Genomic DNA, 19,645 nt, shown 5'->3' on the forward strand with positions numbered 1-19,645 from the left:
AACCGGAAGAACGACGGGCTTAGCCGCCGTTCGCCGTGACGCTGCCGCGCAGCATGACGCTGTCATAGGCGGGGCGGGGGATGGGGATCGCGATCCGCATTCCCGGGTCCGGTTCGATCGAGGTTTCCGGCGCGGTCACCGGCGCCGTGATCTGCATCGGCATGGGATTTGCGATGGGCGCCATATGGGCGGCCGTGGGCGCCGCATTGATCGGGGACATCGTGCTCGCCGTCGGCATCGGATCCGGCGCCGGAAGCGGAACCGGAACGGCCGAGGGGATCAAAGCCTCGAACTGCGGCGGCAGCATGCTTTCTCCCGGCACATAGTTCATCGCCACCTCATAGGCGGGCAGCGGCGGCGGCGTTTGCAGCATGCCATCGGCGCCGCGCTTCTCGTAGAAGGCGTTGCCGCCGGCGACCGCCACATAATGCATGTTGTTGTAAGGGAATTTCAGCCCGTCGGTGTGGAAGAACATCGCATCCTTGACCGCGGGATGACGGGCGCCTTTGAGGATCGCATCGGCGGCGGTCGCCAGCTCGGTTTCGGCCTGCGGCTTGACTTCGCGCGTCATCACGCCCGGCGCAAACTGCTTTTCCTGGGCGACGACGCCGCAGATCGACGGCGGATAGGCGCCTGACGTCAGCCGGTTCATGACCACGGTTCCGACAGCCATATAGCCGTCCTCATCGGAGTGCTGCGATTCGAAATACATCGCACGCTGCAGGCAGTCGCGGTCCTTGTTCGTGTAGTTGAAGGTAACTTTCGCCGGTTGCTTTGTCTTCGCCGCCGTTGCCGCCGGTTTCGGTGTCGTCGTGCAGCCTGTAGCCGCCAGCCCTACGAACAAAATCCCGATCAGGGATATTCCAAAGGAAATCTCCGCCCTCAACGCAAGGTGCCTCCTGTGGGATTAGTCCTACTTATTAACGTGAAAATCTTTTACTCGTCATGTGACAAAAATACAAACAACCATAGATCACAAAAAGCCAAAGGGCCTCTCGCCAAATGAGAGTCCTGCAAGGAGTCGGGCCGTGACAACACCCCCTCAGCTGCGGAACAGCTTCCAGCGGGTCGGCTTGAAGGCCACGCGGTGGCGGTCGAGCCTGTCGGCCTCGCTCGGCGGCAGCTCGATCTCGATATGCGGGCGGTCATTGCCGATATCCAGTTCGATGTGGCGGGTGCCGGCGACGCGGCGGCTGGAAACCGGCTGGCCGGCGATGCAGTTTTCCGCTGATTCGCAGAGCCGCACGTCATGCGGACGGAAATAGAGCTGCGCCGTGCCGTCCGGCTCGCCCTCGGCATTGAGGCCGAGCGAGCGGCCTTCGAAGCGAATATCGCCATCTGAGATTTCCACCTGCAGGCAGTTCGACTGGCCGATGAAGCCAAAGACGAAGGGCGAGTTCGGATTGTCGTAAACCTCATCCGGCGTGCCGACCTGCTCGATCGCACCCTGGCTCATGACGACGACGCGATCGGCAAGCTCCAGCGCCTCATCCTGGTCATGGGTGACGAAGACGGTGGTGTGGCCGGTGCGGTCGTGGATCTCGCGCAGCCATTTGCGCAGGTCCTTGCGCACCTGGGCGTCGAGCGCCCCGAAGGGCTCGTCGAGCAGCAGCACGTTCGGCTCGACGGCCATCGCGCGGGCGAGCGCCACACGCTGGCGCTGGCCGCCGGAAAGCTGCGCCGGGTAGCGTTTTTCAAGACCGGAGAGCTGGACGAGGTCGAGCAGTTCCAGCGCTCGCTTGCGGATATCAGCCTTGGCCGGCCGCCGCGCGCTGTTTCTGACTCTCAAGCCGAAGGAGACGTTGTCGAGCACCGTCATGTAGCGGAACAGGGCATAATGCTGGAAGACGAAGCCGATATTGCGCTGCTGCACTGATTTCTTCGAGGCATCTTCGTCGCCGAAGAAGATCTGCCCCTCCGTCGGACTTTCGAGGCCGGCGATCAGGCGCAGCAACGTCGTCTTGCCGGAGCCCGACGGGCCGAGCAGGGCGATCAGCTCGCCGGAGCGGATGCCGAGCGAGACATCGTGCAGCGCCGGAAAACGATCGAATTCCTTGCGGATGTTTTGAACGCGTACTTCCATTCCAAATCCTTCAGTGCCGCCGGCTGGCGGAGATTTCAGCGCTATAGCGCATTTCCAGCAGCGTCTTCAAAACAAGAGTGACGAGCGCCAGCAAGGCCAAGAGCGTGGCGACGGCAAAAGCGCCGGTGAAATTATACTCGTTATAGAGGATCTCCACCTGCAGCGGCATGGTGTTCGTCTGGCCGCGGATGTGGCCCGACACCACCGAAACGGCGCCGAATTCGCCCATGGCGCGGGCGTTGCAGAGCAGCACCCCGTAGAGCAGGCCCCATTTGATGTTCGGCAGCGTCACGTGCCAGAAGGTCTGCCAGCCGCTGGCGCCAAGCGAAAGGGCTGCCTCTTCGTCGGCGGTTCCCTGTTCCTGCATCAGCGGGATCAGCTCGCGGGCGACGAAGGGAAAGGTGACGAACATGGTGGCGAGGATCAGGCCCGGCACCGCAAACAGGATCTTGATGTCGTGGGCGCTGAGCCATTGGCCGAGCCACGTATTGGCGCCGAATAACAGCACGAAGACTAGGCCCGATATGACGGGAGAAACCGAGAAGGGCAGGTCGATCAGCGTCGTCAGGAAAGCCTTGCCCTTGAACTCGAACTTGGCGATCGCCCAGGCGGCGGCAACCCCGAAGATGAGGTTAAGGGGAACGCTGACCCCGGCAACGATCAGCGTCAGGCGGATCGCCGAGAAGGTTTCGGCATCACCGAGCGCCTCGATGAAGGGGCCGGCACCCTTGCGGAAGGCCTCGACGAAGACGGCGGCCAGCGGCAGCAGCAGGATCAGCAGCAGGAAGACCAGTGAGACGATGATCAGCGTGAAGCGCGCGATGCGGTTTTCGGTGGTGACCGAACGCAGCTTCACCGGTTGAGCGGTTGTATTAAGAGCCATAGCCGTACCTCCGCCTGCTCCAGCTCTGGATGAGGTTGATGACGAGCAGCATGGCGAACGAGATGATCAGCATGATCGCCGCGATGCCGGTCGCCGCCGCATAATTATACTCTTCCAGCTTGATGATGATCAAAAGCGGCGCGATCTCCGATTTGAACGGAAGGTTGCCGGCGATGAAGATGACCGAGCCGTATTCGCCAACGCCGCGGGCAAAGGCGAGCGCAAAGCCGGTGAGCACGGCGGGCGCCAGCCCCGGCAGCAGCACACGGAAAATCGTCTGGAAGCGGTTGGCGCCGAGCGTTGCTGCGGCCTCTTCCACTTCCTTGTCGATTTCTTCCATCACCGGCTGCACGGTGCGCACCACGAAGGGCAGGCCGACGAAGATCAGCGCGACGACGATGCCGGCCGGCGTGAAGGCGATCTTGATGCCGAGCGGCGTCAGGAACTGGCCGATCCAGCCGTTTGGCGCATAGAGCGTCGTCAGCGCGATGCCGGCAACGGCGGTCGGCAGCGCGAACGGCAGATCGACCATGGCGTCGATGATGCGCTTGCCGGGAAAGCGGTAGCGCACCAGCACCCAGGCAAGCAGGATGCCGAAGACGGCATTGACGATCGCGGCGATGAAGGCGCTGCCGAAGCTGATGCGCAGCGCGTTCAGCGTGCGCGGATCGAGCGCGATCGACCAGAATTTCTCCCAGCCGAGCGCGCTCGAGCGGACTGCAAGGCCCGAGAGCGGGATGAGAATCAGAAGGGTGAGCCAGGTCAAGGTAAAGCCGAGCGCCATTCCGAAACCCGGAATGACGCTCGGCCGTCTGAACCGCCACCGCGTGGGGCTATGTGCTTTCATGAAGTCTATTATTGGGCCGGCTTGTAGATCTGGTCAAATACCCCGCCGTCGCCGAAGAATTTCGGCTGCGCTTCTTTCCAGCCGCCGAAGTCTTCGATGGTCGCGAGCGTCAGCTTCGGGAAGCGGGCGATATCGGCGGGATCGGCGGCTTCCGGCTTGATCGGCCGGTAATAATGCTTGGCGGCGATCTTCTGGCCTTCGTCAGAATAGAGGTAATTGAGATAGGCTTCGGCGACCTTGCGCGTGCCCTTCTTGTCGACATTGCCGTCGACGACGGCGACCGGCGGGTCGGCGCGGATGGAGAAGGTTGGCGTCACGATCTCGAACTGGTCTGGACCGAGTTCTTCGAGCGAGAGATAGGCTTCGTTTTCCCAGGCAAGCAGCACGTCGCCGAGGCCGCGCTGGACGAAGGTGGTCGTGGCGCCGCGCGCCCCGGTATCGAGAACCGGTACATGCTGCAGGAGCTTGGCGACATAATCCTGCGCCTTGGCTTCGTCGCCGCCATTCGCCTGCTTGGCCCATGCCCAAGCGGCGAGGAAGTTCCAGCGGGCGCCGCCCGAGGTCTTCGGGTTCGGTGTGATCACCTGCACGTCGTCCTTGACCAGGTCGCCCCAATCCTTGATGCCTTTCGGGTTGCCCTTGCGGACGAGGAAGACGATCGTCGATGTATAAGGCGTCGAATTGTTGGGGAATTTCGTCTTCCAGTCGGCCGGGATCTTGCCGGTGGCCTTGGCGATGGCGTCGATATCGCCTTCGAGGGCAAGCGTCACGACATCGGCGTCGAGACCGTCGATGACCGAGCGGGCCTGGGCGCCGGAACCGCCATGCGAGGCCTGGATCGTCACGGCTTCACCGTTGTCCTTTTTCCACTTCGCAGCAAATGCGGCGTTGAAATCCTTGTACAATTCGCGCGTCGGATCATAGGAAACGTTAAGCAACGTCTGATCCGCGAAAGCCGGAGCGATGCTCCCGATCGCGAAGCTGCCTGCCATGACCGCGGCTGCGATGAGCCGGGTGAGCCGTTGTGTCTGCATGGGAACCCTCCTGTTATCTGTCTTAACTCTATCAAGTCAGTCGTATAATGAAACGAAGGTTCTTCCGGCACGGGCCCTGCTGGTAGAATGTCATTCCATTTAAGGGGTGATTTTGAAATGGACGTGCCGAAGTTGGCCGCGGCCAATTTATGCCGCCCGCCGTCACTCGAGCGACCGTGCTTTTTCGGCCACAGTTCCTCCACGAAAGCGCCATGGTGGCGCTGATTTTTGCCCAGATTTTGCCGCGATGACACTTGCGGATTCCTATATGGCCACCGTGCGTCCGTTTTTTCCGGCCGCTACGCGGGGGCATCCCTTGAAATGTGCCTCGCATTCCAAACCTGTTAGGGCCATTCAAAATGAATATCAGAACTATCCTTTTTGCCTCCGTTGCCGCCCTTGCCGCGGCCTCCGGAGCCCGCGCAGCCGACGCCATCGTGGCGGCGGAACCCGAGCCCGTGGAATATGTTCGCGTTTGCGACGCCTACGGAACCGGCTATTTTTATATTCCGGGGACGGAAACATGCCTTTCGGTCGGCGGCTACATCCGTACCGAAGTGCGCTTCGGCGACCAAATCTCCGGCGATTCCGACGTAAACTTCTGGACTCGCGGTCAGGTCACCTTCCAGGCCAAGAACGACACCGAGTACGGCACGCTGACCGGCGTCATCACGCTGCGTTACAATGCCGACAATGCCTCCGATCAGGAAGCTCTGCTGGATGAAGGCTATATCGACATCGCCGGTTTCCGCGTCGGTAAGCTCTACAGCTGGTGGGATGACGACATGAGCGGCGAGACCGATACGCTCGCCAGCAACGAGACCACCCACAACTCGATCCGCTATCAGTACGAGAACGGCGCTTTCGCTGCCGGTCTCTCGGTCGACGAGCTGGAAGAAGACTATGCCACCAAGCCGGGCGAAGGCCCGAACAACTTCGGTGTCGCAGGCCAGGTTTCCTACAAGGCCGGCGCCGTCAGCGCTTACCTGCTTGCCGGTTATGACACCGACACCAGCGAAGTCGCCGTCCGCGGTATCGTCTATGCCGACATCGGCCCGGGCACGCTCGGCATTGCCGGCGTTTGGGCAAGCGGCGCCAACTACTACTACGAAGAGTCCGAATGGACGATCGCAGCAGAATACGCCTTGAAGATCAACGATAAGTGGTCGGTTACCCCCGGCTTCCAGTACTTCGAAAACGTCGCTCTCGAAGCTGACGGCAATGGCTTCACAGGCGGCAGCGCCTACACGACTGGCGTCACGATCGACTATCGCATCGTCGACGATCTCCGTACGAAGCTCAGCGTGCAATATCACGATGAGGACGAAGGCGACGACGAAGTGTTCGGCTTCCTGCGCTTCCAGCGCGATTTCTAAGATTGCCTGATTGCAGACGAGGAGGCGCGACCCTTGGGCCGCGCCTTTTTCATACCCTGGAGTCGGCGATGAAATCGGAATAAAATTCGTCGACCGTCCTTGCCTTGCGCATGGCGGCGAGCACGCCGTCCGATTGCAGCCGCCGGGCGATGGCGGACAAGACGTTCAGATATTCGCCGCGATTGTTCTCCCCGAAAAGCAGCACGACCGCGATATCGGTCGGGATATCGTCGATCGCCTCGAAATCCAGCGGCTGGGCGAAGCGGAGGAGCAGGCCGCGCGGGCTCGTCATGCCGTCGATCGCCGCATGCGGAATGGCGATACCGTTGCCGATCCCTGTGGAGCCGAGCTTCTCGCGCGCTTCAAGCGCTTTCAGGATGGTCTGGCCGTCGACCGAGAAAGCCTTGCCGGCCTTCTCCGCTATCCCCTGCAGCGCGCGCCATTTGGTCGGCGCCGGCACGCCGATGAAGGTGTGTTCCGGCCGGATGATGTTGGGAAGGTTCATGTCATTCTCAATACTGTTCGGGCAGCGGGAGGCAAGGGCGGTCAGTCCGGTTCCCTGAGCCGGTAGCCGACGCCGGTCTCGGTGGTGATATAGTGCGGCTGGTCGGGAATCTGTTCGACTTTTTGCCGCAGCTGCCTGATGTAGACGCGCAGATATTGCACATCCGCCGCCGGCCCCCATACCTGCTTTAAGAGAAACTGGTGGGTCAGCACCTTGCCGGCGTGCTGGGCGAGCACCCGCAGGATGTCGTATTCCTTTGGCGACAGTTTTATGTCCTGGCCGTCGACCTTGACGATGCGCTTGACGAGGTCGATCGACAGCCCGCCCGTCTGGAAGATTGCCTTTTCCCCTTGCTGCTGCAGGCGGTGGCGCAGCGCTACGCGGATGCGGGCGCCGAGTTCGTTGACGCCGAAAGGCTTGGTCACGTAATCGTCGGCGCCGCTTTCCAGCGCCGTGACGATGCCGGCCTCGTCGGTGCGGCTGGAGAGGATGACGATGGGCACGGATAGCCCATCATCGCGCCACGCCTTTAAGAGGTCGTGGCCAGATATGTCGGGCAGGCCGAGGTCGAGCACGATAAGATCGGGCAGGCTGTCGGCGACCGACTGACGGGCGCTGGCGGCATTTGCCGCTTCCTGCACCTCGTAACCTTGGGCGTTCAGGCCGACGCGGAGCAGTTTGCGGATCGGCGGCTCGTCGTCGACGACGAGGATTTTGACGGCTGAACCGGTCATTTGAGTTCATCCAGTTTCGGAATGTCGTTGGGCTTCGGCAGGCGGATGGTAAAGACGGCGCCGGGGCGACCCGTCCGGTTGCCGGCCGCGATCGTGCCGCCCATCGCCTCGATGAAGCCGCGGCAGATGGAAAGGCCAAGCCCGGTGCCGGCGCGCACCTGATCGCCCTTGCGCACCCGGTAGAAGGTGTCGAAGACACGGGTAAGATCGGCCGGCGGGATGCCCGGGCCTTCGTCGGAGACCTGCACAACGACATTGTCGGCATCGGCCCAGCCGCCGATATGGATCACCGATCCTTCGGGCGCGTATTTCGCGGCATTGTCGAGCAGGTTGAAGATCACCTGCTCGAACAGCACCGGATCGACGCGCACCATCGGCAGGTCGGCTGGAATGCTCGTCTCGGTTCTGTGCCGTTCGAGCATCTTTGCGGCGCGACGCAGTGCGCTGCCGACGATATCGCCGGCATAATGCAGCGCGCCGTTCGGCTCCATCGCGCCGGATTCGATCTTGGTCATGTCGAGCAGATTGGCGATGAAACGGTTGAGCCGCTCGGATTCGTCGACGACGGTGGAAAGCAGGTCGCTGCGATCTTCCTCCGGCATCGAGGTGAAATAATCGCGCAGCGTGCCGGCGGCGCCGAGGATGGCGGCAAGCGGGGTCTTCAGGTCATGCGAGATCGACGTGAGCAGCGCCGAACGCAGCCGGTCGGCTTCGGCCGCGAGCCTCGCCCGGTCGACATCGGCGACGAGCTGGACGCGTTCGATGGCAAGCGCCGCCTGGTCGGCCAGCGCGTCGAGCAGCCGCTGCTGCTCGGGCGTCAGCAGCGGCCCGTCGCGTCGGTCGCTGTCGAGGCCGATGACGCCGACGGCGGTGCGGCCGGTTCTCAGCGGCACGTAAAGGCGCTTGGCGCCGGGCAACGTGTCGGCGCCGCGGCCGGCGGCGTGATTGTGCTCCCAGGCCCAGCGGGCGGCGGCGATATCGGCATCGTCGAGCGTGTCGTCGGGCGGATATCCGGCCTTGACGGCGATGCTACCCTCCTCAGGCAAGAGCAGCACGACGCGGACCTTCAGCATCGAGGCGAGCTGGAAGGCGGTTGCCCAGAGCACGTCGTCGAGCGTGCCGGTGCCGGCGAGCTTCTTCGAGAAGAGATAGAGATCCTCGGTCGTTCGCGCCCGCTGCCGAGCGGCGGCGGCCTGACGCTGCACGGTCGCGGTCAGATTGCTGGCGATGATGGCGACGCCCAAAAAGAAGAACAGGGCAAGCACGCTTTCCGGATCGCTGATCGTCAGCGTGTAGCGTGGCGGCAGGAAGAAAAAGTTGAAGGACAGCGCGCTGAGGATGCAGCTGTAAAGCGCGGGCCGCAGCCCATGCAGCACGGCCGAGGTCAGCACCGCCATCAGGAAGACCAGGGCGAGGTTGCGCACGTCGAGGACCTGGTCGAGCACTATGCTGACGCCGAGCGCGATCGCGACATAGACGGTTGCCAGCAGATAAGCCCGCAAATCCAGCTGCGGCGCGGTGGCGGCCGCCTTGACGCCGCGCGCGGTGGTCCCGTCCTTCTCGGTGCCAGAGATGACGTGGACGCTGATCTCGCCGGCCTTGCGGATCAGCTCGTCGGTGATCGAGCGGCCCCACCAGTCGCGCCAGGTCGGCTTCTTCGGCGCGCCGATGACGATATGGGTGACATTGTTGGCGCTGGCGTGGCGGACGAGTTCGTCGGCCACCTCACGGCCGGGGATGGTGATGGCCTCGCCGCCGAGCTGCTCGGCAAGCCGCAGCGTCGAGGCGATCGTATCGCGCTCGGCTTCGCTGAGGTTGATCGAGCGGTTGGTCTCGACATAGACGGCCGCCCAGGGCGCCCGCAGCCGCGAGGCCATGCGAGAGGCGTAACGCACCAGCGAGGCCGACCGCGGGTGATGGTCGACCGAGACGAGGACGCGTTCGCCCGCCGCCCAGGGGCCTGATATGGCGTGGGCCTGCATATGGGTGAGCAGCTGATCGTCGACACGCTGGGCGGTCTTGCGCAGCGCAAGCTCCCTCAGCGCCGTCAGATTGCCGGGCGTGAAATAGTTGGTCAGCGCCCGCTCGGCGGTGCGCGGCATGTAGACCTTGCCGTCATGCAGGCGCTTGATGAGGTCGTCCGGTGTCAGGTCGATGATCTCGACGTCGTCGGCAAGGTCGATGATCGAGTCCGGCACCGTCTCCCGCACCCGGATGCGGGTGATCTGCGAGACGACGTCGTTCAGGCTCTCGACATGTTGGATGTTCAGCGTTGAATAGACGTCGATGCCGCGGTCGAGCAGCTCCTTGACGTCGAGGTAGCGCTTCGGATGGCGGCTGCCCTCGGCATTGGTATGGGCGAGTTCGTCGACCAGCACGAGATCTGGCCTGCGGGCGAGGATGCCGTCGAGATCCATCTCCTCGAGCAGCCTTCCCTTATAGTCGATTTCGACGCGGGGGATGATCTCGAAGCCGGCGAGCAACGCCTCGGTCTCCTTGCGGCCGTGGGTCTCGACGACGCCGATGACGACATCGAAGCCATCGGCGATCTTGGCGCGGCCGGAGAGGAGCATCTCATAGGTCTTGCCGACGCCAGGGGCGGCGCCTAAGAAGATCTTCAGACGGCCGCGCGTTTCCGCCCGGGCTTTTTCGAGCAGCGCATCGGGCGATGGCCTGCCGGCCTGGTCGCGGTTGTCGTCTGGCATGCGTGTGGTCTTTCTGCCAATGCCTGTGCTTGAGGACGGGCGCTACGCCTAGTGCTCCCTCATTCCCGTGCTCGTCACAGGAATCCAGCCACGCGAAGTCCTTCGCGTGAAAGGAAGTATCCCGCGTCGCAGACGCGACGCTGCTGGATCCCTGTGACAAGCACAGGGATGAGGGAAGAGAAGGCGGCACCCAGCCAACGAAACTCACTCAGTCATAGAAGCATCAAGGCTCTGGTTCAACGCCAGAACATTGACGGTGGGTTCGCCGAGAAGGCCGAGTTCGCGGTCGTGAACGGCGCCGTCGACCAGCGTCTTTACCTTGGCCTCATCCACGCCACGCGCCTTGGCCACGCGGGCCACCTGGAAGTAGGCGGCGTCGGGCGAAATGTCGGGATCGAGGCCGCTGCCCGATGCGGTGACGAGGTCGGCGGGCACCTCGGCATTGGGGTTCGTCGCCTTGTAGGCCTCGTAGTCGCCCTTGACGCGATCGATCAGTTTCTGGCTGGTCGGGCCGAGGTTCGAGCCGCTGGAGGCGGCGGCATTATAGCCGTCGCCGGCAGCCGAGGGACGGCCGTGGAAATACTTGTCTGAGGTGAAGGCCTGGCCGATCAGTGTCGAGCCGATCACCTGGCCGTTCTTCTCGACCAGGCTGCCGTTTGCCTGGGCGGGAAAGAGGGCCTGGGCCGCCCCGGTCATGGCGAGGGGGTAGAGAAGGCCGGTGATCGCGGTGGTGGCGACGATCATGACGACGGCCGGGCGAAGTTCTTTCAACATTGTTCCTGCTCCTTTAAGCGAGGCCGAGGGCTGCGACGGCCAGGTCGATCGCTTTGATGCCGATGAAGGGGACGATGATGCCGCCGAGGCCGTAGATCAGAAGGTTGCGCGACAGAAGCGCGCCGGCGCCGATCGGACGGTAGCGCACGCCCTTCAGCGACAACGGGATCAGCGCGACGATAACAAGCGCGTTGAAGATGATTGCCGAGAGGATGGCGCTTTGCGGCGTCGAAAGCCCCATGATGTTGAGCACGCCGAGTTGAGGGTAAAAGGTCAGGAACATCGCCGGGATGATGGCGAAATATTTGGCGATGTCGTTGGCGATCGAAAAGGTCGTCAGCGCGCCGCGCGTCATCAGGAGCTGCTTGCCGATCTCGACGATCTCGATAAGCTTCGTCGGGTCGCTATCGAGGTCGACCATATTGCCGGCCTCGCGGGCGGCGACCGTGCCGGTGTTCATGGCGACGCCGACATCGGCCTGGGCAAGCGCCGGCGCATCGTTGGTGCCGTCGCCGCACATGGCGACGAGCTTGCCCTTGGCCTGCTCCTCGCGCATCAGCGCCAGCTTCATCTCCGGCGTCGCCTGGGCGAGGAAATCGTCGACGCCGGCTTCGGCAGCGATGGCCGCGGCCGTCAGTGGATTGTCGCCTGTGATCATCACGGTGCGGATGCCCATGCGGCGCAGCTCCGTGAAGCGCTCCCGGATGCCGCCCTTGACGATATCCTTCAGCTGGATGACGCCGAGCAGCCGGCCGTCGCGGGCAACGGCGAGCGGCGTGCCGCCCGATTTGGCGACCTCGTCGGCGAGCAACTGCAGTTCGCGCACGACCTCGCTGCCGTTCTTCGAAGGGGCGTCGCCGTTGACATAGGTCAGCACGGCGTCGACTGCCCCCTTGCGGATCGAAGCGCCCTCGAGGTCGACGCCGCTCATGCGACTCTGGGCGGTGAAGGGCACGAAGGTGGCCTTGAGGCTCGCCATGTCACGGCCGCGGATCGCATATTGCTCTTTGGCGAGCACGACGATGGAGCGTCCTTCAGGCGTTTCGTCGGCCAGCGAGGCAAGCTGGGCGGCGTCGGCGAGATCCTGTTCGGAAACGCCGCGAACCGGGCGGAAGCTCGTCGCCTGGCGGTTGCCGAGCGTGATCGTGCCGGTTTTGTCGAGCAGCAGCGTGTCGACGTCACCGGCAGCTTCGACGGCGCGGCCGGACATGGCGAGCACGTTGAAGCGGACGAGACGGTCCATGCCGGCAATGCCGATCGCCGACAGCAGCGCACCGATCGTCGTCGGGATCAGGGTGACGAAGAGGGCGACGAGAACGATGATCGGGATCGAGCCGCCGGCATAGATGGCAAAGCTCGGGATCGTCGCGGCGGCGAGCACGAAGATCAGCGTCATGCCGGCCAGCAATATGTTAAGCGCGATCTCGTTCGGCGTCTTCTGGCGCTCCGCACCTTCGACCAGCGCGATCATCCGGTCTATGAAGGTCGAGCCGGCGGCTGCGGTGATGCGGACGCGGATCCAGTCGGACAGCACCTGGGTGCCGCCGGTGACCGCCGAGCGGTCGCCGCCGGATTCGCGGATGACCGGGGCGGATTCGCCGGTAATTGCCGCCTCGTTGACGGAGGCCACCCCTTCGATGACCTCGCCGTCCGAAGGTATGATATCGCCGGCCTCGACCAGCACGACGTCGCCGACCTTGAGACTGGTGCCCGGCACCATGCGGTAGTCGCTGCCATTGTTGGTGGCGAGCAGCTTGGCTTGGGTTTCGGTGCGGGCCCTGCGCAGCGAATCCGCCTGCGCCTTGCCGCGGCCTTCGGCGACGGCTTCGGCGAAATTGGCAAAGAGCACGGTAAACCATAGCCAGAGATTGATCTGGAAGGAGAAGCCGAGATTGCCGTTGCCGGCTGCGAGGTCGCGCAGGAAAAGCACGGTGGTCAGCACCGAGACCGTGGCCACGACGAACATGACCGGATTTCTGGCAAGTGCGCGCGGGTCGAGCTTCTTGAAGGCGGCGCCCACGGCCGGAATGAGGATGCGACTATCGACGATACTCGCGGATTTTGCCTGGCTCATAAGAGACTCCAGCTTTGAAACGAGGATGGTGGACGAAACCTGTGACGCAGGGTCACGGCATCGCCTCAGAAGGTTTGCCCGGCGATCATGACCAGGTGCTCGACGATGGGGCCGAGTGCTAAGGCCGGGAAGAAGGTCAGGCCGCCGACGATCAGGATGGTGCCGACGAGCAGACCGACGAAGAGCGGGCCGTCCGTCGGGAAGGTGCCTGCCGAGGCCGGGACCGTCTTCTTGCCGATCAGCGAACCGGCGATGGCAAGCGCCGGGATGATGACCAGGAAGCGGCCGGCGAGCATGCCGATGCCGAGCGTCACGTTGTACCAAGGCGTGTTGCCCGTCAGTCCGCCGAAAGCCGAGCCGTTATTGGCCGCAGCCGAGGTATAGGCATAGAGGATTTCGGAGAAGCCGTGCGGGCCGGCGGTGCCGATCGAGGCGACGGCGGAGGGCAGCACCGTGGCGATCGCGGTGAAAACCAGCATGACGAGCGGCAGGCAGAGGATGGCGAGGACAGCCATCTTCATTTCCTTCGCCTCGATCTTCTTGCCGAGATATTCCGGCGTGCGGCCGACCATCAGGCCGGCGACGAAGACGGCGACGATGATGAACAGCAGGATGCCGTAGAAGCCCGCACCGACCCCGCCGACGATGATTTCGCCGAGCTGCATGTTGATCAGCGGAATGAGGCCGCCGAGCGCGGTGAAGCTGCCATGCATCGCATTAACCGCGCCGCAGGAGGCGGCGGTGGTGATGACGGCAAAGAGCGAGGAGAGGGCGACGCCGAAGCGGACTTCCTTGCCCTCCATGTTGCCGCCGCCAAGACCGAAGGCGTGCATCAGCGGGTTGCCGGCCGCTTCCGCCCAATAGGTTACGACGACGCCGGCGAGGAACAGCACGCCCATCGTGGCGAGGATTGCCCAGCCCTGGCGCTGATTGCCGACCATGCGGCCGAAGACATTGGTCAGCGCCGCACCGATCGCGAAGATCGAGACCATCTGGATGAGGTTGGAGATCGCATCGGGGTTTTCGAACGGATGAGCGGAATTGGCGTTGAAGAAGCCGCCGCCATTGGTGCCGAGCATCTTGATCGCAAGCTGCGAGGCGACGGGGCCGACGGCGATCGTCTGCTGCGCGCCTTCGAGCGTCGTCGCATTGACATAGGCTCCGAGTGTCTGCGGCACGCCGAGATAGACATAGACGAGCGTCAGCACGATGCAGATCGGCAGCAGCACGTAGAGGGTCGCCCTCGTCATATCGACCCAGAAATTGCCGATCGCCTTGCCCGAAGCACGCGAGAAGGCGCGGATGAAGGCGAGTGCGATCGCAATGCCGGTCGCGGCCGACACGAAGTTCTGGACGGTGAAGCCGGCCATCTGGGTGAGATAGGACATGGTGCTTTCGCCGCCGTAGTTCTGCCAATTCGTATTGGTGACGAAGCTGACGGCGGTGTTGAAGGCAAGCTCCGGCGGGACGGTCGCCATGCCGGCCGGATTATAGGGAAGCCCGGCTTGGAAGCGCTGCAGCGCAAAAAGCGCGATGACGCCGAGAAGATTGAAGAGCAGCATGGCGAAGGCATAGGAGGTCCAATGCTGCTCCTCGCCTTCGCTGGTGCCGGCCGCGCGGTAAAGTCCCCGTTCGATCGGAACGAGGACGGGCGACAGGAAGGTGCGCTCGCCGCTGAAGACACGCGTCATGTAGCCGCCGAGCGGTTTGACGAGCGTAAGCACGATCCCGCAATAAAGCAGGATCTGAAGCCATCCGTTGAGGGTCATGGAGGTCAACTTTCAATACCCGGCGGCTTCTCGGTCACGTATGCGCGACCCCGGAAGCGCCGATTCTCTTCAAAAGCGTTCTGGGCGAAGCAGAGCGTAGGTGAGGTAGACGGTGAGAAACACGGTCACGGCACCGCTCAAGATATAATCGAGGGTCATCGTCGTTTCTCCGGTCAAAGCCTGTCGCAGGCTCGTGTGTAGGCAAAGCACAGCGCGAAGAATAGGATCGCGGTGCCAAGCAGAATGATATCCATCATGATCGTGACTCCTGTTGTTCTTGTTGGAGTCAGACAAGACAAAGGGCGCCATTCCCTGGGGAAGGCCGCCTTTCATGCTTTCTGGCGTGGAGATGATCGGTCGATCTCTCGGGTTTCAATATGGAGCCGGAGGCCATAAAGGTTCGAGACGGCCGGAGGGCCGTCAATATAAAAATCTTATAAATGCTTTTCAGGCAGCGAGCTAAGGATCGACCCGGAACCGGTATTGGCCTTCGGCACTGCGGCCGTCCATCGAGAGGACGCGCCAGTCGACGGTATAATCGCCGGGTGCCATGGCAGGATCGAGCGGAACCTTGAAGATCGATCCCTCAGGACCGGAGAGAAACGGCTTGCCGGTGGGAAGCGCCGTTCCCTGTGCATTCAGCAGGACGGCAGTCGAGCGGGCAAGATCGACCGGGCCGCTGAAGGTGAGCTCCAGATTGGCCGGCACCAGCCGTTCTTCCTGCTGCGGCGGGAGCGACGCTTGCTCCAGGGCCGCAGACGCTTCACCTGCGGTGAAGAGAAGGGATGCGAACAGACAGAATGACACGATCGACTTCATGATGGTCTTCCTTATCTTGCCGATCCGCATGGGCCGGAGCCGTCATGCTTCCGCGACGCCATGCCGGCGCATGGCTAATAACGCTGCAAGCGATGATTTCGATCCCTTGTCTTTACAACAATACGTACCGGCCGCGGTTGGCGGTCTTTCGGCAGTGCGGCGATCAGGTCCACAAGCCGTTGCCAGAACTGCCGCAATGACCTTGATATCGTCGGGCCGTTGGATCGATTTCCGCCGGCATTATCGTGATTTTTCTTCATCTCTCTGCCTGTCCTCGTGGCCGGGATGCTCGAATGAAGAATGTACTCCCCGACGGTCAAGGCTGGAATCATACGGAGGTCTTGGAAGACAAATCTTTCGGATTATAGGAAATGGGCATTTCATCGCATGTTGAGCAAAAGCTTGATCTCTTCGATTGAATTGCCGCCCCTTAAAGTCTTATAGTCGCTTCAACGGCACGCGACGAACCGCGGGCACAAGGGAAGGAAACCGATCATGACCAAAGTCCGTGCGCTGGTACTGGAGCGCCAGCATGAGCTTGCGCTTCGCGATATTGATCTGCCGCTCGAAACAGGGCCGGGGCAGGTGAAGATAAAGATTCATACCGTCGGCGTCTGCGGTTCGGACGTTCACTATTATACCCATGGAAAGATCGGCCCCTTCATCGTCAACGCGCCGATGGTGCTTGGCCATGAGGCGGCGGGCACGGTGGTCGAGGTCGGGGCCGGGGTGACGCATCTGAAAGTCGGCGACCGCGTCTGCATGGAACCCGGCATTCCAGATCCGAATTCCAAGGCAAGCCGGCTCGGTATGTATAATATCGACCCGGCCGTGACCTTCTGGGCGACGCCGCCGATCCACGGCGTGCTGACGCCTGAGGTCGTGCATCCCGCCAATTATACCTTCAAGCTGCCGGACAATGTCAGCTTCGCCGAAGGCGCCATGGTCGAGCCCTTCGCGGTCGGCATGCAGGCGGCAGCCAAAGCGAAGATTACGCCTGGGGATACCGCCGTCGTCCTCGGCGCCGGCCCGATCGGCACGATGGTAGCGATCGCCGCCCTGGCCGGCGGTTGCGCCCGGGCGATCGTCGCCGATCTCGCCCAGCCGAAGCTCGATATCGCCGCGCAATATCAGGGCGTCATTCCGGTCAATATCCGCGATAAGAACCTGAGCGAAGAGGTCGTGCGGCTGACCGACGATTGGGGTGCCGACGTCGTCTTCGAATGCTCCGGCTCGCCGAAGGCCTGGGAGACGATCATGGCGTTGCCGCGCCCGGGCGGCGTCATCGTCGCCGTCGGCCTGCCGGTCAACCCTATCGGCTTCGATGTCTCCACGGCATCGACCAAGGAGATCCGTATCGAGACGGTGTTCCGCTACGCGCACCAGTATGAGCGCTCGATCGCGCTCTTGGCATCGGGCCGCGTCGATCTGAAGCCGCTGATATCAGAGACCTTCACATTCGCAGATTCGATCAAGGCCTTCGATCGCGCTGTCGAGGCAAGGCCGAGCGACGTCAAGCTGCAGATCGTCATGGAATAAAGGCTCTAAGCGCCGCTACGAGTGCCTGGCGCTTGGTCTCATTCTGCGAAAGGCAAGGGCCGCGGCGGCGGCGACAGCCGCGGCTCCGATGGCAATCAGCAGATGGCGGTGAAGGGAAAGGTGGCCCAATATCTGCTCGATGCCGTGCCCGAACAAATAGCCAAGCGCGGTGAAAAGCTGCCCCCAGATCAAAGCGGCGATGGCGTTCAGGATGACGAATTTTCCGGTCGATATCCGCGTCGTCCCGATGACGACAGGGCTGATCGTGCGCAATCCGACGAGGAAACGAAACGCAAGGATGAAGCCGGTCGGATATTTTTCCAGAAGTTGGGTAACGCGGGCGAGCGCTGGCTTTTCCATCAGCCGGCGGACGAGGCTCCATCGGGCCGCGTAACGGCCGGCAAAGAACCAGAACTGATCGCCGGCGAAGGATCCGGCCATGGCTGCGAGCGACGCCGACCAATAGGGAAGCAACCCGCGATGAGCGACCACGCCGCCGAGAAAGGCGGCCGTTTCGCCTTCGAAGGCAGCGCCCAGAAAGATTGCCAGCAGGCCGTAATTCTCGATCAGCAGTTCGATGGACACGCGGGTTCGCCTCCAGCTCTTCCCGAGGTCAGGTCACGGCTGAACCGGCTTCAGATCGCCAAGCAGCGTCGGGATCAGCTCCGACACCGTCGGATGGATCGGCACCGCCCATTGCAAGGCGGGATAGGTGGTGCCCGCATTCATCGCGTCGATAAGCCCATGGATCACCTCGTCGCCCTCGATGCCCAAGATCGCAGCGCCGAGGATCTGCTTGGTCTCGGCATCGGCAATCACCTTCATGAAGCCCCTGGTCTCGCCGCGCTCGGTTGCGCGGCCGACGCGGCTCATCGGCCGGGTCGAGACCATGATCTTGCGCCCCGACTCCCGCGCCTGTTTCTCCGTCATGCCGACACGGCCGAGCGGCGGGTCGATGTAGAGCGCATAGGCCGGAATGCGGCTTGAGACCTTGCGGTCGTCGCCGTCGAGGAGATTGGCGGCGGCGATCTCGAAATCATTGTAGGAGGTGTGGGTGAAGGCGCCGTGGCCGTTGCAGTCGCCGAGCGCCCAGATGCCCTCGACATTGGTGGCGAGCCCGTCGTCGACGGTGATGAAGCCGCGTTTATCGGTGGCGACGCCGGCGGCATCGAGGCCGAGATCGTCGGTGTTCGGCGTGCGGCCGGTGGCGATCAGCACATGGCTCGCATCGATTGTCGCCGAGCCGGCGGTGACGCTTACCCCGCTGCCGTTTCCGGCAAAGGCAATGTTGCCGGCATCGGTGTGCACGCCGATGCCTTCGGCACGCAGGATGTCGGCGATCGCATCCGATATATCCTCGTCCTCGCGCGATGCGAGCTTAGGGCCATGCTCGATGACGCTGACTTCGGCGCCGAAGCGGCGATACATCTGCGCAAATTCCAGCCCGATATAACTGCCGCCGATCACCGCCAGATGCCGCGGCAGCGTGTCGAGCTGGATGATCGAGGTGCTCGTGAGGTAGTCGATATCATGGATACCCGGCAGCTCGGGGATAACAGGCCGCGCGCCGACATTGAGGAAGATGCGCGGCGCAGTCAGCGTCTCGCCGTTGACGCGGACGGTCTTCGGGCCTTCGAAACGGGCATGGCCGTAGATCACGCTCATGCCGTCCATCCCGGTGAGCCAGCCGATGAGGCCGTTGCGGGCATTCATCGTCACGGTTTCGGCGCGGGCTCTGACCACCTTCATATCGATGGCGATCTCGCCGGGAATCTTGACGCCGTAGGCGGCGCCGCTTCTGGCGACATGGGCGGCCCGGGCGCTGGCGACCAGCGTCTTGGTCGGCATGCAGCCGGCATTGACGCAGGTGCCACCGAGGAATTTGCGCTCGATCAGCGCCACCTTCATGCCCTTTTCCACCATGCGGGCGGCAAGCGACGGGCCGGCCTGGCCGGCGCCGATAACGATAGCGTCGAAATTTGTCATGCGACGGCTCCCACGATCAGCACCGCGCCGATGACGGCTACGGCATCCTCGATAAGGGCGGCCGGCAGGTCCTTGCCGAAGGAGGCGGCAAGCCGGCTGCGGGCGGCAGCGCCGCCATAGGTGCCGATGACGGCGCCGATCACGCCGGCTATCAGCCCGCCGAAGAGCAGGCCGCTGGCGGCCCCGATTGCAGCACCCGACAGCGCGCCTGAGACGATGCGGGCACCGAACTGCATTGGCACCTTGCGCGACGGCGTCGACGGCAGCTGGTCGGCGACCAGCTCGGTGACCGCGAGGATCGTGAAGATCCACGGCGTCCAGCGATAGCCCATGAAGGCAAGCGGCGTCTGCGACAGGTCGAACCAGCCGAGTGCTGCGCCCCAGGCGACGGCGGCCGGCGCCGTCATGGTGCGAAGGCCTGAAATGACACCGATCAGCAATGCAAGAAGCAGAAACATGCGATCCCCCTCATTGCCGGCTTTGTGCCGCGAGAGGGAAGGTTGCACATTGTCAGGCG

Annotated in this window: 18 protein-coding genes; 2 read left to right on the top strand and 16 right to left on the bottom strand. The window is 63.0% G+C overall.

Annotation, left to right across the window (positions count from 1 at the left end; all coding sequences use genetic code 11):
- Positions 1 to 19: 19 nt before the first annotated feature.
- The 5 genes from OS035_RS12495 to OS035_RS12515 all read right to left on the bottom strand — a co-directional run bounded on the left by OS035_RS12495 (position 20) and on the right by OS035_RS12515 (position 4,847).
- Positions 20 to 886, bottom strand: a complete 867-nt coding sequence (locus OS035_RS12495; RefSeq protein ID WP_331813768.1) for a cell wall hydrolase — start codon at positions 884 to 886, stop codon at positions 20 to 22.
- A 156-nt stretch (positions 887 to 1,042) separates the two neighbouring features.
- Positions 1,043 to 2,083, bottom strand: coding sequence for a sulfate/molybdate ABC transporter ATP-binding protein (locus OS035_RS12500; RefSeq protein ID WP_003594557.1), 1,041 nt, complete (start codon positions 2,081 to 2,083; stop codon positions 1,043 to 1,045).
- Between the two features lie 10 nt (positions 2,084 to 2,093).
- Entirely contained in the window at positions 2,094 to 2,966 is an 873-nt protein-coding gene (cysW, locus tag OS035_RS12505; protein ID WP_183778019.1) for a sulfate ABC transporter permease subunit CysW, read from the bottom strand.
- Positions 2,956 to 3,813 carry a sulfate ABC transporter permease subunit CysT gene (gene cysT / locus OS035_RS12510; RefSeq protein WP_183778021.1) on the bottom strand — a complete coding sequence of 286 codons (858 nt, stop codon included), beginning with the start codon at positions 3,811 to 3,813 and terminating at the stop codon, positions 2,956 to 2,958. The genes cysW and cysT overlap by 11 nt, the downstream gene beginning before the upstream one ends.
- 8 nt (positions 3,814 to 3,821) lie before the next feature.
- Positions 3,822 to 4,847, bottom strand: a complete 1,026-nt coding sequence (locus OS035_RS12515) for a sulfate ABC transporter substrate-binding protein (RefSeq protein WP_183778023.1) — start codon at positions 4,845 to 4,847, stop codon at positions 3,822 to 3,824.
- Positions 4,848 to 5,206: 359 nt separating this feature from the next.
- Between OS035_RS12515 and OS035_RS12520 the strand changes: the two genes are divergently transcribed.
- The gene (locus tag OS035_RS12520) at positions 5,207 to 6,223 is read left to right on the top strand and encodes a porin (protein ID WP_331813769.1); all 1,017 of its coding nucleotides are present in this window, start codon (positions 5,207 to 5,209) and stop codon (positions 6,221 to 6,223) included.
- Positions 6,224 to 6,272: 49 nt separating this feature from the next.
- Here the strand turns inward: OS035_RS12520 and OS035_RS12525 are convergent, their stop codons facing one another.
- From OS035_RS12525 to OS035_RS12560, 8 genes are all read right to left on the bottom strand, one after another.
- Positions 6,273 to 6,728: a PTS sugar transporter subunit IIA gene (locus tag OS035_RS12525; RefSeq protein ID WP_183778027.1), complete on the bottom strand. Its 456-nt coding sequence runs from the start codon at positions 6,726 to 6,728 to the stop codon at positions 6,273 to 6,275.
- 41 nt (positions 6,729 to 6,769) lie between these two features.
- On the bottom strand, positions 6,770 to 7,462 hold the full coding sequence (locus OS035_RS12530) for a response regulator transcription factor (RefSeq protein ID WP_183778029.1): 693 nt from the start codon (positions 7,460 to 7,462) through the stop codon (positions 6,770 to 6,772).
- Positions 7,459 to 10,167 carry a sensor histidine kinase gene (locus tag OS035_RS12535; RefSeq protein WP_183854598.1) on the bottom strand — a complete coding sequence of 903 codons (2,709 nt, stop codon included), beginning with the start codon at positions 10,165 to 10,167 and terminating at the stop codon, positions 7,459 to 7,461. The genes OS035_RS12530 and OS035_RS12535 overlap by 4 nt, the downstream gene beginning before the upstream one ends.
- Positions 10,168 to 10,371: 204 nt before the next feature.
- Positions 10,372 to 10,941: a potassium-transporting ATPase subunit KdpC gene (kdpC, locus tag OS035_RS12540; RefSeq protein ID WP_183778033.1), complete on the bottom strand. Its 570-nt coding sequence runs from the start codon at positions 10,939 to 10,941 to the stop codon at positions 10,372 to 10,374.
- 13 nt (positions 10,942 to 10,954) lie between these two features.
- Entirely contained in the window at positions 10,955 to 13,015 is a 2,061-nt protein-coding gene (gene kdpB, locus OS035_RS12545; protein WP_331813770.1) for a potassium-transporting ATPase subunit KdpB, read from the bottom strand.
- 65 nt (positions 13,016 to 13,080) lie between these two features.
- Positions 13,081 to 14,784, bottom strand: coding sequence for a potassium-transporting ATPase subunit KdpA (gene kdpA, locus OS035_RS12550; protein WP_310805591.1), 1,704 nt, complete (start codon positions 14,782 to 14,784; stop codon positions 13,081 to 13,083).
- Positions 14,785 to 14,853: 69 nt separating this feature from the next.
- Positions 14,854 to 14,943, bottom strand: coding sequence for a K(+)-transporting ATPase subunit F (locus tag OS035_RS12555; protein ID WP_003594574.1), 90 nt, complete (start codon positions 14,941 to 14,943; stop codon positions 14,854 to 14,856).
- A 300-nt stretch (positions 14,944 to 15,243) separates the two neighbouring features.
- Positions 15,244 to 15,603 carry a copper resistance CopC family protein gene (locus OS035_RS12560; protein ID WP_183778039.1) on the bottom strand — a complete coding sequence of 120 codons (360 nt, stop codon included), beginning with the start codon at positions 15,601 to 15,603 and terminating at the stop codon, positions 15,244 to 15,246.
- Between the two features lie 495 nt (positions 15,604 to 16,098).
- Here OS035_RS12560 and OS035_RS12565 point away from each other — a divergent pair, with 495 nt between their 5' ends.
- Positions 16,099 to 17,142, top strand: a complete 1,044-nt coding sequence (locus OS035_RS12565) for an NAD(P)-dependent alcohol dehydrogenase (RefSeq protein ID WP_183854590.1) — start codon at positions 16,099 to 16,101, stop codon at positions 17,140 to 17,142.
- Between the two features lie 15 nt (positions 17,143 to 17,157).
- Here the strand turns inward: OS035_RS12565 and OS035_RS12570 are convergent, their stop codons facing one another.
- The 3 genes from OS035_RS12570 to OS035_RS12580 are packed head-to-tail and all read right to left on the bottom strand — an operon-like array spanning position 17,158 to position 19,586.
- Complete coding sequence (locus OS035_RS12570; protein ID WP_331813771.1) at positions 17,158 to 17,727, bottom strand: DedA family protein; 570 nt, start codon at positions 17,725 to 17,727, stop codon at positions 17,158 to 17,160.
- A gap of 33 nt (positions 17,728 to 17,760) precedes the next feature.
- Positions 17,761 to 19,128, bottom strand: coding sequence for an FAD-containing oxidoreductase (locus OS035_RS12575; RefSeq protein WP_183854586.1), 1,368 nt, complete (start codon positions 19,126 to 19,128; stop codon positions 17,761 to 17,763).
- On the bottom strand, positions 19,125 to 19,586 hold the full coding sequence (locus OS035_RS12580) for a DUF4126 family protein (protein WP_331813772.1): 462 nt from the start codon (positions 19,584 to 19,586) through the stop codon (positions 19,125 to 19,127). Before OS035_RS12580 ends, OS035_RS12575 begins: the two co-directional genes overlap by 4 nt.
- Between the last annotated feature and the right edge of the window lie 59 nt (positions 19,587 to 19,645).

The organism is Rhizobium sp. 268 (genome assembly GCF_036571585.1).
Classification (GTDB): Bacteria; Pseudomonadota; Alphaproteobacteria; order Rhizobiales; family Rhizobiaceae; genus Rhizobium; species Rhizobium redzepovicii.

Bases quoted from the DNA above. Each gene is read 5' to 3' on its own strand.
- cysW (WP_183778019.1), bottom strand. From the start codon at position 2,966: ATGGCTCTTAATACAACCGCTCAACCGGTGAAGCTGCGTTCGGTCACC.
- OS035_RS12500 (WP_003594557.1), bottom strand. From the start codon at position 2,083: ATGGAAGTACGCGTTCAAAACATCCGCAAGGAATTCGATCGTTTTCCG.
- OS035_RS12525 (WP_183778027.1), bottom strand. From the start codon at position 6,728: ATGAACCTTCCCAACATCATCCGGCCGGAACACACCTTCATCGGCGTG.
- kdpB (WP_331813770.1), bottom strand. From the start codon at position 13,015: ATGAGCCAGGCAAAATCCGCGAGTATCGTCGATAGTCGCATCCTCATT.
- OS035_RS12515 (WP_183778023.1), bottom strand. From the start codon at position 4,847: ATGCAGACACAACGGCTCACCCGGCTCATCGCAGCCGCGGTCATGGCA.
- OS035_RS12575 (WP_183854586.1), bottom strand. From the start codon at position 19,128: ATGACAAATTTCGACGCTATCGTTATCGGCGCCGGCCAGGCCGGCCCG.
- kdpC (WP_183778033.1), bottom strand. From the start codon at position 10,941: ATGTTGAAAGAACTTCGCCCGGCCGTCGTCATGATCGTCGCCACCACC.
- cysT (WP_183778021.1), bottom strand. From the start codon at position 3,813: ATGAAAGCACATAGCCCCACGCGGTGGCGGTTCAGACGGCCGAGCGTC.
- OS035_RS12520 (WP_331813769.1), top strand. From the start codon at position 5,207: ATGAATATCAGAACTATCCTTTTTGCCTCCGTTGCCGCCCTTGCCGCG.
- kdpA (WP_310805591.1), bottom strand. From the start codon at position 14,784: ATGACCCTCAACGGATGGCTTCAGATCCTGCTTTATTGCGGGATCGTG.
- OS035_RS12580 (WP_331813772.1), bottom strand. From the start codon at position 19,586: ATGTTTCTGCTTCTTGCATTGCTGATCGGTGTCATTTCAGGCCTTCGC.
- OS035_RS12560 (WP_183778039.1), bottom strand. From the start codon at position 15,603: ATGAAGTCGATCGTGTCATTCTGTCTGTTCGCATCCCTTCTCTTCACC.
- OS035_RS12565 (WP_183854590.1), top strand. From the start codon at position 16,099: ATGACCAAAGTCCGTGCGCTGGTACTGGAGCGCCAGCATGAGCTTGCG.
- OS035_RS12555 (WP_003594574.1), bottom strand. From the start codon at position 14,943: ATGACCCTCGATTATATCTTGAGCGGTGCCGTGACCGTGTTTCTCACC.
- OS035_RS12530 (WP_183778029.1), bottom strand. From the start codon at position 7,462: ATGACCGGTTCAGCCGTCAAAATCCTCGTCGTCGACGACGAGCCGCCG.
- OS035_RS12535 (WP_183854598.1), bottom strand. From the start codon at position 10,167: ATGCCAGACGACAACCGCGACCAGGCCGGCAGGCCATCGCCCGATGCG.